The organism is Paramaledivibacter caminithermalis DSM 15212 (assembly GCF_900142245.1).
Taxonomy (GTDB): Bacteria; Bacillota; Clostridia; order Peptostreptococcales; family Caminicellaceae; genus Paramaledivibacter; species Paramaledivibacter caminithermalis.
In genome coordinates, this window is the sequence record NZ_FRAG01000102.1 from 1 (window position 1) to 6162 (window position 6162).

Annotated in this window: 6 protein-coding genes, 2 tRNA genes, 1 other RNA gene and 1 pseudogene; all 10 read left to right on the top strand. The window is 32.2% G+C overall.

Features of this window, described 5'->3' with window-relative positions; genetic code table 11:
* Nucleotides 1–279 (top strand): annotated as a pseudogene (locus tag BUB36_RS18220) (UPF0236 family protein); the annotation flags it as partial.
* Nucleotides 280–646: 367 nt separating this feature from the next.
* The gene (locus tag BUB36_RS19925; RefSeq protein ID WP_165613149.1) at nucleotides 647–823 is read left to right on the top strand and encodes a hypothetical protein; all 177 of its coding nucleotides are present in this window, start codon (nucleotides 647–649) and stop codon (nucleotides 821–823) included.
* 157 nt (nucleotides 824–980) lie between these two features.
* Nucleotides 981–1057 (top strand) — tRNA-Arg (locus tag BUB36_RS18225).
* Between the two features lie 197 nt (nucleotides 1058–1254).
* Nucleotides 1255–1704, top strand: coding sequence for a tRNA adenosine(34) deaminase TadA (tadA, locus tag BUB36_RS18230; protein WP_073153619.1), 450 nt, complete (start codon nucleotides 1255–1257; stop codon nucleotides 1702–1704).
* Between the two features lie 4 nt (nucleotides 1705–1708).
* A tRNA-Ser gene (locus BUB36_RS18235) sits at nucleotides 1709–1797 on the top strand.
* Between the two features lie 67 nt (nucleotides 1798–1864).
* Nucleotides 1865–2130: signal recognition particle sRNA large type (gene ffs, locus BUB36_RS18240), an RNA gene on the top strand.
* A 131-nt stretch (nucleotides 2131–2261) separates the two neighbouring features.
* Nucleotides 2262–3995, top strand: a complete 1734-nt coding sequence (gene dnaX, locus BUB36_RS18245; protein ID WP_073153621.1) for a DNA polymerase III subunit gamma/tau — start codon at nucleotides 2262–2264, stop codon at nucleotides 3993–3995.
* Between the two features lie 254 nt (nucleotides 3996–4249).
* A complete protein-coding gene (locus BUB36_RS18250; RefSeq protein WP_073153624.1) occupies nucleotides 4250–4588 on the top strand; it encodes a YbaB/EbfC family nucleoid-associated protein in 339 nt (112 codons plus the stop codon).
* A gap of 112 nt (nucleotides 4589–4700) precedes the next feature.
* Nucleotides 4701–5300, top strand: coding sequence for a recombination mediator RecR (recR, locus tag BUB36_RS18255; protein WP_073153627.1), 600 nt, complete (start codon nucleotides 4701–4703; stop codon nucleotides 5298–5300).
* Between the two features lie 634 nt (nucleotides 5301–5934).
* On the top strand, nucleotides 5935–6162 hold a 228-nt coding region (gene tnpA / locus BUB36_RS18260; RefSeq protein ID WP_408633807.1), incomplete at its 3' end, for an IS66 family insertion sequence element accessory protein TnpA.

Sequence of the window (6162 nt, forward strand, 5' to 3'; positions counted from 1 at the left end):
GCTAGATTGAGTTCTAGACCATTAGCATGGAGTATAGTAGGTGCTGATCAAATGGCACGACTAAGAGTACATCGTGCCAATGGTGGGAAAGTATATGAAACAATGATAAAAAAGAGAAAAGAAAAGCAGAAAGAAAAAAGAATCGAGAAGTTAGATAAAAGAGTTGTAAAAAGAAAATTAAATAAAAAAGTAGAAGAAAAAATTGATAATATAACTGTTTTGAATATTGGGAAAAGAACTTGGGCTAGTGAATTACTCAAGTCTGTTCGTGGTGCTTAATTTCATCAGAACATAAGAATTTTTTTTAAATTTTTTTCCTACAGTATCTTGACACTATCATGCAGAAAGAAATATTTTATAATATTTTAAAAATATATTATAATAGATATAAGTTTAAAATAGCCACAACGGAAGACTTCTTGAATGTTTGTGAGGAAGTTACGGTAGATGAGCTAGACGATTATTTCAAAAAGTGGTTAGAATAGCTATGGTAATAAAGTATAGTACCATAAAAATAAAAAGGTGGAGTTTTATGGAAGTTAAAATAGATTATAAAGTAAAAGAATATCTGGAGAATAAAAACAAAAATACATTAAAAATAGATACTAGAGCAACAGGATGCTGAGTTAGAATACCAACTCCATACGTGACTATGGATTATCCACACAATGAAGATGATTATTTGAAGTTTAAAGATGATGGAATTAAAGTTTTTGTAAAAAAGGGTATTAAGGCTAAAAACAATGTATTGACCATAAGTGTTTCGGGCTTTTTATTTTTTAAAAACTTAGAAGTATATGGAATAGATATAAATGTTTTTTGATATTCTACAAGATACGATTATATAAATATTAAAATAATGAATAATCAAACTGATATTTCACAATAATACCATATATGTAATAATATTATATTTGCATTAAATGATTTTTTATGGTATCATATTCCTTGCTGATAGTTATTTAATTAATTTTAAATGTGCACCTGTAGCTCAGCAGGATAGAGCAGTGGTTTCCTAAACCACGTGCCGGGGGTTCAAATCCTCTCAGGTGCACCATTTTATTATATAAAATTTTTATTATTAAGAGAAAAATTATAAGAGACAAAGGATTAGTAAGTATTTGAAATAAATTTCGGAGAAAATAATGAACACTTTTACATTTTTCTTAAAATTTATTAAACCTTGAAATTGTTTACCTCTAAATCTAAAAGAAAATCATATGGCATTTAATTTTGTCTAAATAAAGGTGTAAGATGAAAGAATTTTTTATGGAGGAAGCCTTGAAAGAGGCAAAAAAGGCCTTCGATATTAAAGAAATTCCAATTGGAGCAGTAATTGTCAGACATAATGAGATTATTGCCAGAGGACACAATCTAAGAGAGAGTACTAAAGATCCCACTGCACATGCAGAAATTATTGCTATTAGAAGAGCTTCAGAGGCCTTAGGTGGCTGGAGGTTGACAAATTGTGATTTGTATGTTACCATAGAACCCTGCCCTATGTGTGCTGGAGCTATAGTCATGGCTAGAATTAGCAGGCTTTTTATTGGTTCTATGGACCCTAAGGGTGGAGCAGCTGGTTCCTTATACAATATAGTCGATGATAGTAGACTTAATCATAGAACTGAAATTATATATAATGTCTTGAGTGATAAGTGTTCAGGTATTATGAAGGAATTTTTTAAAAAGTTAAGAGAAAGATAGATATGGAGAGATGTCCGAGTTGGCTAAGGGGCACGCCTGGAAAGCGTGTAAGGCCGTAAGGCCCCGCGGGTTCGAGTCCCGCTCTCTCCGCCAGTTAATGCAATTACTTTTTCTTTATATTTATAAAAGTAATTGTTCATTAAAAAGTTTATAAAGTTTGTCGTGCTAGATGGGGAGGTAGCGGTGCCCTGTAACCTGCAACCCGCTGTAGCAGGATTGAATTCCTGTTGGAGGCATGATGTTTGTAGAGCCTGCCCTAAATAAGTGGTGAGGATAATTGGGTCCTACGCAACGGGAACTTATGAACCCCGCCAGGTCCGGAAGGAAGCAACGGTAAGTAAGACCTCTCGTGTGCCGTAGGGGTGCCTGGTTTGAGCTAACTGTTTAGGTTACGTCTATGTCATTATGTCGATGACAGGTGCACGACTACATAGTAATTTCATGGTATTTGATAAGGGTAAATAGGTTATATTTTAATGTATAAGCATGTGGTTTAAATCACATGCTTTTTTATGATATAATTAAAGGACATTAATTAACTAAAGGTGATGAAATAAATGGGCTATATAGCGTTGTATCGAAAGTGGAGACCAACAGTTTTTGAAGAAGTGGTTGGTCAGAGTCATATTACCATGACTCTAAAAAATCAAATTAAGAATGATAATATTGCCCATGCGTATCTTTTTTGTGGGACTAGGGGTACAGGAAAGACTTCTACAGCTAAAATTTTTGCAAGGGCGATAAATTGTCCTTCGCCTAGGGACTTTAATCCATGTAATGAATGTGAGATTTGTAAAGGTATACTCAATGAAAGCATAATGGATGTTATTGAAATAGATGCAGCATCTAATAATGGAGTTGACAACATAAGAGAGCTTAGAGAAAACGTGAAATATCCCCCAGCTAAGGCTAAATTCAAGGTATATATTATTGATGAGGTACATATGCTGTCACAAGGTGCATTTAATGCATTACTAAAGACCTTGGAAGAACCTCCAAGCTATGTAATATTTGTGTTAGCTACCACGGAACCCCAGAAAATACCTTCGACTATTCTCTCGAGATGTCAAAGATTTGATTTTAAAAGAGTAATTTCTGATGAGATTTTTAAGAGATTAAAGCATATATGTACTCAGATGAAAGTTGAGGTTGAAGATGAGGCCCTTAAGCTTATAGTAAGAAATTCAGATGGGGCTGTAAGGGATTCTCTCAGTATACTTGATCAATGCATATCATTTTCTGAAGGTAGCCTAACCTATGAAAAAGTTATAGAGACTTTGGGGATAGTTACTGATGAATTCCTTTTCAAGTTGACTGATGCAATATATGATGAAAATTCAAAAAAAGCAATTCAGTTAATAGATGAGTTGATTAATAGTGGCAAAGATATCAATCAATTTATAAAGGACCTTATAAATCATTTTAGAAATTTGATGATGACTAAGATGACTGAAAGCTTAGAAGAAGTAATTGATATGTCGAAAGAGAATATTGAAAGACTGAGGGTTCAAGGTAAAAATTTTGAGTTGAATACAATAATGAGAGCAATAGATGTATTATCTAGAGCAGAGACAGAAATAAAGTGGTCTAGCCAGCCAAGGATTTTGCTGGAATTAGCTATAGTTAAGCTCATACAGCCTGGGATGGACGAATCTATTGAGGCGTTGTTGGATAGGGTAAGTAAATTAGAAAATAAGCTTTATAATTTAAAGATTGGAAAAGCTAAAGAAAAATATACTTCTTTTATAGAAAAAAATGGTGATTTAGAAATTACTAATAAAGATGTAGAAATCCCTAATAAAAAAGAAGATATTAATTCAAGTATAAGAAGTGAAAAAAAGTTTAAAGAAGATATTGTTAAAGATAATATAGATGAAAATAATACTATCTGCCATAGTAGCAATGTAAATTTTAAAGAGATTAGAGCTAAATGGGATACTATTTTAAAAGAAATTAAGAAAAGAAAAGTTACTATACATGCTTTTTTGATGGAAGGAAAACCTATAAAGACTAAGGGTAATCAACTTATAATAGCCTTTAAAGACGGCTTTGGATTTCATAGGGATGCTACCAGCAAAAAAGGTAATAGTAATTTTATAGAAGCAGCCATATTAGAAATAACAGGTCAAAGGGTAAGATTAAAATGTGTTATGGAGGATGAATTAAATGATTTTTCTAATGGATCTGATGAAATAGTAGAGGATTCTAATGAAAGTGAAAAGGAAAAAGAAATTAATATGGTAAAGGAGTATTTTTTAGATTTTGAGGATAAATTAGAAATAATAGAATGAGATTAAATGATTGAGGAAATTACATAATACATTTAAAAAATTTTGGAGTATAAAATGTAGTAGAGAGAGTTAAGAAAGCTATCTCCATATTGTATTTCGAAATTATTAGTGTTAATTATGTAAGTTTCTCGATTAAAAATGTTGTATACTATAAACTTAAATTATTTGTGAAGCATAAAGAATTCAAGATTAATAGAAGTCTATGGTCTTGAATATGTTATAATAAAAAAACAATATATACTGGAGGTATTATAATGGCAAAGGGAAGAAGAATGGGCATGCCTGGAAATATGAATAATATGTTAAAACAAGTACAAAAAATGCAAAAGCAAATGCAAGAAGTGCAATCTAAGGTTGAAGAAAGCGAATTAGAGGTGACTGCTGGTGGAGGAGCTATTACAGTTAAGGTAAATGGAAAAAGAGAATTATTAGATATTGAAATAAAACCTGAAGTAGTAGATCCTGATGATGTAGAAATGCTCCAAGATTTAATAGTAGCTGCTGTAAATGAGGCAATAAGAAAGGCTGACGAGATGGTAGCTAAGGAAATGGGCAAAATTACAGGTGGAATGAATATACCAGGGTTATTTTAAATATGGGCGAGTCACTAGACTCGCCTCATATTGTTGACAAAGTCAATCAGATGACAGGCTTTTGAGCTATAATATTGATACAGATTTTAGTCTCACATATGGAGGTGAATATATGTCAAATTATGCACCACCTGTAGCAAGACTTATTGAGGAGTTTTCTAAATTGCCTGGAATAGGTAGAAAAACTGCCCAAAGATTAGCTTTTCATATATTAAATACTAGAGAAGATTATGCTGTGAATTTGGCACAGGCAATAGTAGATGCGAAAAGAAAGACTAAGTATTGTTCAGTATGTTCTAATATCACTGATATAGATCCTTGTAGTATATGTACAAATCCTAAAAGAGATAAAAGGATTATTTGCATAGTAGAGGACCCTAGGGATGTTGTAGCCATGGAAAGAATAAAAGAATATGATGGACTTTACCATGTTTTGCATGGAGCAATATCTCCCATGGAAGGAATAGGTCCAGAGGATATAAAGATAAAGGAGCTTATTATGAGGCTTCAAAAGGACGATGTAGATGAAATAATACTTGCTACTAATCCTAATATTGAAGGCGAAGCAACCGCAATGTATATTTCAAAACTAGTTAAACCCATAGGGATAAAGGTAACTAGAATAGCCCATGGTGTACCCGTTGGAGGAGACTTGGAATATGCTGACGAAGTAACTCTAGCGAAGGCCTTGGAAGGAAGACGTGAGCTGTAAAACAATGATATAATTGTATAAACAATTTAAAGTCCTATCAAAAAGAAAAAACAGCAAGAAAGTTATATAACTGAAAACAAAGTTTTATCAAAAACATGCTCTTAAAGAATCAAAGATATCTTTAAGACCATGTTTTTTCTTTTTTACCCCTTATTCCTTACCACTTAACCCTAATCCCTAAACATCAGTGAAATCAATGGATAGAGAAGATTAAATGGAAAAGAAAACAGAAAGAAAAATGGACAAATTGTTTCCTTATAACTTGATCCTTAAACCTTATTCATGATACAACTCTATTTTCGTTTTAAGGTCTAAGGACTAAGGGAAAAGCCAAAAAATACTGAAAAACATGGTCGATAATGAAAAATGGATAAAAAATGGACAGAAAAGACGAATGGGAAAAAGAGTGGGGTTGGGGGAAAATCGTGAAAAATTTTAAAATACATGATGATAAAAGTTTATTTGATGGACATAATAATTGTCAAAAAAAAATAAACTTTTTTCATTTTGCAAATGTTTAAAATGAAGTAAATAAAGTAGTTGCATAGAACATGGTTTAATAGTAAGCGTCAATTCTTCCCCACGTATCAATAACGTAATAGTCATGGTATAATCTCCACAAGGAGGTTTGAGAATGAGTAATAATGATAGATTAATATGGGAAAAACGAATCAAAGAATATAAGGATAGTGGGCTATCAGGAACACAGTGGTGTAGAGAGAATAATCTTAGCTATCATCCATTCAAATATTGGCATTATAAAATAAGCGATAAATTAAGAAATAAAGAGCATTTGAAACAAAGTAGAGAGAGGATAGCTGTTACTACTGATGCAAACAGTAGTAATAGTTTTGAACATAGT